This is a genomic window from Cyanobacteriota bacterium, from assembly GCA_025054735.1.
Lineage (GTDB): Bacteria > Cyanobacteriota > Cyanobacteriia > SKYG9 > SKYG9 > SKYG9.
Genome location: JANWZG010000358.1, coordinates 1 through 4,207 on the forward strand (window position 1 = coordinate 1; position 4,207 = coordinate 4,207).

Here is a 4,207-nt window from a genome sequence, read left to right on the forward strand (position 1 = left end):
TAGTGCGTGAGCTTTTAGACCTGGCCAAATCAGTGGGGTGGGGAGCGGCTGATATTTTACAACGGCTCCAGATGAATGACCTTAATGTGCAGGGGGCGGGCAACACCTTAGTAACTGTTGCTGATACTTCTGCTAATAACTACATTGTGGGACGCTTGCAAACTGAGTTAGGTACTCAAGAGTTTGGGTATCTGAGCGAGGAGACATACAAAATTAATCCGGACTCCGATCGCCTCAGCAAGCATCGGGTATGGATTATCGATCCCCTTGATGGCACCTGGGATTACGTCCACAAAACTGGAGAATATGCAGTTCATATTGCCTTAGTGGAACATGGTCGGCCAGTCTTGGCGATCGTGGTTTGTCCTGCCGTATACAAACTGTACTATGCTACTCGTGGCGGCGGTACCTATGTTGAGAGTCGTTATGGCACTGAAATTAGTCCTAGTCAGCGGCTAAAAGTTTCTGATAAAGAACAACTCAACACCTTTTGTTTGGTGATTAGCCGTAACCACCGAGAACCCCGATTAAACTACCTACTACAGCAACTGCCCTGTCAAAATCAACGGTATGTTGGCAGTATTGGTGGCAAGATTGCAGCCCTAGTCGAGCAAAAAGCCGATGCCTACATTGCCCTATCGGGTAAATCTGCTCCCAAAGATTGGGATTTAGCTGCACCAGAACTTGTGCTTACAGAAGCCGGGGGAATGTTCACATTCTTCGATGGCAGCATTCCTCGCTACAACAAAGCCGATGTTAATCAGTGGGGGGGATACTTAGCTAGTAACGGACGCTATCACACTGAACTATGTGCCAGAGCACAGGCTATTTTGGATCGTTTCGATGCTCAAGATGCTGAAATTCGTAGATCCATCATTTAAGAGAAAGTGTCATCCCTTAGCCCGCACCAAAGAGGCAGTTGGCTCATCCTAGACCACAAACTTAAGAACACCTAGACTGCGAACCTGGGTAGTTACGAGAAAACTTGTCAGGGGAATCGTGCCCCCTGGGTTGCGCCATGTTGGGTTACGCGATCGTACTCTACATCTTTCTGACTATAGTTCTCAATAATTTGCATCATGGCAGTATTCACAGACATTTCAAGCTGCTCACAGGTAGACCGACTAGGGAAGCGTTCGAGTGCCTGCGCAACTTCTCTAGCTGCATTAATGCCGTGATCGCGATGACCATCCTCATGGCGTTGCAGCGCTGTGACATAACGCTGCCAGCGCCTTACTAAATCCTTAGAAACACGAGGCGGCATTTGCCACTTGGGCATCGTGATGGTGATATCAGCCCGTACTTGATTGCTAGTCAATCGGCAGTAGTTGTCGCGAACAGCGTATCGATAAGACCAGCGCACATACCAACGAGTAGTAGCATCAAATCGTTGTCCTGGTGTCCACTCTGGCCCTCGTTGATTTAGTTGTTGCCGCAGTTGGTTAGCTGTTGACCCTGCAATGACATAGTAATTGCGAGTGATAGATATGACTGGATTTGTAGACGCGATCACAGTCTGGGCAAGGTTAGACGCTAGCCAGCAAATGATAGCAACTGCAATTGCTATGGTTGCATAGCGCCACTTCCTCAGCAGGATATTATTCACGGATTGTAGAATAGGCATAGGTTTAGGTTAGGGTTCTCTATGGCAGATTGGCTAGAGCATAGTGTACAGGTCGAAGTTGACACACCGATCGACGTAGTGTGGTCGCTGTGGTCTGATTTAGAAAAAATGCCCAATTGGATGCCGTGGATTCAATCCGTCAAGATATTAGATGACAATCCCAATCTGTCTCGATGGATGCTAACCACTGGAGGATGGGAATTTAGCTGGATGTCACGCATTGTTAAGCTAGTCACTCATCAACTGATTCAGTGGGAGTCTGTGGATGGCCTGCCCAATCGGGGAGCAGTTCGTTTTTACGATCGTGGCTCTAGCAGCATTGTTAGGCTCACTGTAGCTTACCGGATTCCTGGGTTCATTGGCGAACTTATGGATCACTTGTTTCTAGGGCGAATTGTCGAGTCTACGTTGCAAGCTAACTTGAACCGATTTCGTGACTATGCAGTTCAGACTTATCATCCCATCGTTGATGCTTAGCAGAGATGTTCTCTGTAGGCAATCAATGAGATCATGGTGACACTGCCATGTATGATAGAAGAGACTAGAACGTAGTTATAGGAACATTTCAAAGGGTTCAGGTATGGTAACTCTGAAAATTGCCGTTTACATAGTGGTTACATTCTTTGTTTGCCTGTTTGTGTTTGGATTTCTCTCAAACGATCCTGCTCGTAACCCCAAGCGTCGGGACATGGAATAGTAAGCTTATGTCGGTGGAACATTACTCCTGCACAACTTGTCCTAAGGTGTGCTGTCTTCCACTAACATGATGTTCCACCCTGTCCTGTTGCTAGGCTATGCCCTATCCGGTAATCAGTCCACCACCAATTACACAACCAGCACCTCCGCCATTAGCGATCAATGTCATTTCTCAACAGGTTGATCACTCACTAGCTACTCTCGCTGCTCGTAGTCTTATCCAGCCTAGGGATGTGCTTATTGATGTTTCATCCCCAGACACCTTGTCCCCAGAGTGGAGTTCGTCGCTGCAAAAACAGGAGCCTTCTCCTGAGCTGAACTCTCTACCAAAGCCACTAACCAGCGCAACTGCCCTAGGGACTCCTCAACCTGTAGGGTATGTGATTGTCAAGCATGTTGCTAATAATGCGCAGACCAATCCATCGCGCATTGAGGCTCAAGTGTCTCCTAATCCTGGTTTCAGACTGCCAGTTTTCGATCCCTCAGTCATTCCCAGCACTCCACCCTTGGGGATACCGACACCTCTGAGTCCAACCCCTGATGACTCAACGCCACCACCATCGACGCCGCAATCAGCCACGAATGCAGCCGGAATTCTTGATTTGACAGCCGATCGTCAAGAATACGACAGCAATCGGCGCATCTTTTCCGCTGAGGGAAATGTTCGGATGCTCTTTCGAGGGGCAATCATTCAAGCTGATCGTCTGAAGGTGAATCTAGTAAACCGCGTGGTGGTTGCTGATGGCAACGTAGTCCTTACCAGAGGAAATCAAGTCTTGGAGGGTGATCGGTTTGATTATGACCTGTTGCAAGAGTCAGGGGTTGTTCGCAAAGCTAGAGGTGAAATTTTTCTACCCTCCAGCCAAGAAGACTTCACCATTCAACCGGCATCAGATACCATTAGCGCTGTGCCGCTGCCCCGTATGTTGGGTGACCAGTTAGCGATTAACCAACCGTTGCAGGCTGTTAGCAGTCCTGGCGGCCTCTATTTGGTACTAGGCGCTGAAACTGTGTTGCCCGGAAGCCAACAAGGAAATGGAGAACTACGGCGGTTTCGCTTTGAAGCTGATGAAATCACCTTTACTCCTAGTCAGTGGTACGGTACTAATGTGCGCATCACGAATGATCCATTTTCTCCCCCCCAACTAGAGATCCGTGCCGATACAGCAAAATACACGATTTTCTCACCAGAATTGCAGGCAATCGAAACTACATCACCTCGGTTAGTACTAGATCAAGCCTTATCCATTCCTATCCCTCGCTCCAGTGCTCTCCTGCGTGAGAATGAGTTAGAGCAGGCAATTGTCACCCTAGGGATTGATGGCCGCGATCGTGACGGAGTGTTTATCGAACGTAGTTTTCCTGTCATTACTGGTGAGCGATTTCAGTTTGCGCTCACACCTCAGTTCCTAGTCAACCGAGGCTTAAATACTGGGTTCTCTAACATTCCTGATTCCTTGGGGTTAGTTGCTACCCTTGATGCTCGCCTTAGCCCTCGTACCAGTCTGACGGGTATTGCCTCCTTTGCAGGCTTAGATTTAGGCAAGTTTGATACCCGCCTACGAGCAAGCCTGCGACTACGACAGCAGATTGGTACCCATACCCTCTCGGTAGAAGGCAGTTATCGCGATCGACTCTTCAATGGTTCGTTAGGATTTCAGGATGTGCAGGTTAGCGTAGGTACAGTGCTCTCATCACCCACTATCCCTTTAGGTGACTCTGGAGTGAATCTTGTCTACCAAGCTGGTGCCCAATACATCATTGCAGACACTGATCGCCCTAACTTACTAGCGCCCATCCGCACCAATAACCGAGTAGGGCTAGGGCGATTTCAAGCCAGTGCTAGCCTTTCTCGTGGATTCATGCTTTGGCAGGGAGAAGCTCTAC

The 4,207-nt window shown here is 48.5% G+C and carries 5 protein-coding genes; 4 read left to right on the forward strand and 1 reads right to left on the reverse strand.

The window, feature by feature from the left end; all coding sequences use genetic code 11:
• Nucleotides 1–2 precede the first annotated feature (2 nt).
• Nucleotides 3–881: a 3'(2'),5'-bisphosphate nucleotidase CysQ gene (locus NZ772_14910; protein MCS6814843.1), complete on the forward strand. Its 879-nt coding sequence runs from the start codon at nucleotides 3–5 to the stop codon at nucleotides 879–881.
• A gap of 107 nt (nucleotides 882–988) precedes the next feature.
• Here the strand turns inward: NZ772_14910 and NZ772_14915 are convergent, their stop codons facing one another.
• Nucleotides 989–1,624 carry a DUF922 domain-containing Zn-dependent protease gene (locus NZ772_14915; GenBank protein MCS6814844.1) on the reverse strand — a complete coding sequence of 212 codons (636 nt, stop codon included), beginning with the start codon at nucleotides 1,622–1,624 and terminating at the stop codon, nucleotides 989–991.
• 21 nt (nucleotides 1,625–1,645) lie between these two features.
• Here NZ772_14915 and NZ772_14920 point away from each other — a divergent pair, with 21 nt between their 5' ends.
• The 3 genes from NZ772_14920 to NZ772_14930 form a co-directional block, all read left to right on the forward strand.
• On the forward strand, nucleotides 1,646–2,101 hold the full coding sequence (locus NZ772_14920) for an SRPBCC family protein (protein ID MCS6814845.1): 456 nt from the start codon (nucleotides 1,646–1,648) through the stop codon (nucleotides 2,099–2,101).
• A 103-nt stretch (nucleotides 2,102–2,204) separates the two neighbouring features.
• The gene (locus tag NZ772_14925) at nucleotides 2,205–2,321 is read left to right on the forward strand and encodes a photosystem II reaction center protein I (GenBank protein MCS6814846.1); all 117 of its coding nucleotides are present in this window, start codon (nucleotides 2,205–2,207) and stop codon (nucleotides 2,319–2,321) included.
• A 97-nt stretch (nucleotides 2,322–2,418) separates the two neighbouring features.
• Nucleotides 2,419–4,207, forward strand: a 1,789-nt coding sequence (locus NZ772_14930) for a DUF3769 domain-containing protein (protein MCS6814847.1), incomplete at its 3' end; no start/stop codon positions are given.

What these genes read in the sequence shown, in the direction of transcription:
- NZ772_14915 (MCS6814844.1), bottom strand. Translation starts at nt 1,624, where the DNA reads ATGCCTATTCTACAATCCGTGAATAATATCCTGCTGAGGAAGTGGCGC.
- NZ772_14920 (MCS6814845.1), top strand. Translation starts at nt 1,646, where the DNA reads ATGGCAGATTGGCTAGAGCATAGTGTACAGGTCGAAGTTGACACACCG.
- NZ772_14925 (MCS6814846.1), top strand. Translation starts at nt 2,205, where the DNA reads ATGGTAACTCTGAAAATTGCCGTTTACATAGTGGTTACATTCTTTGTT.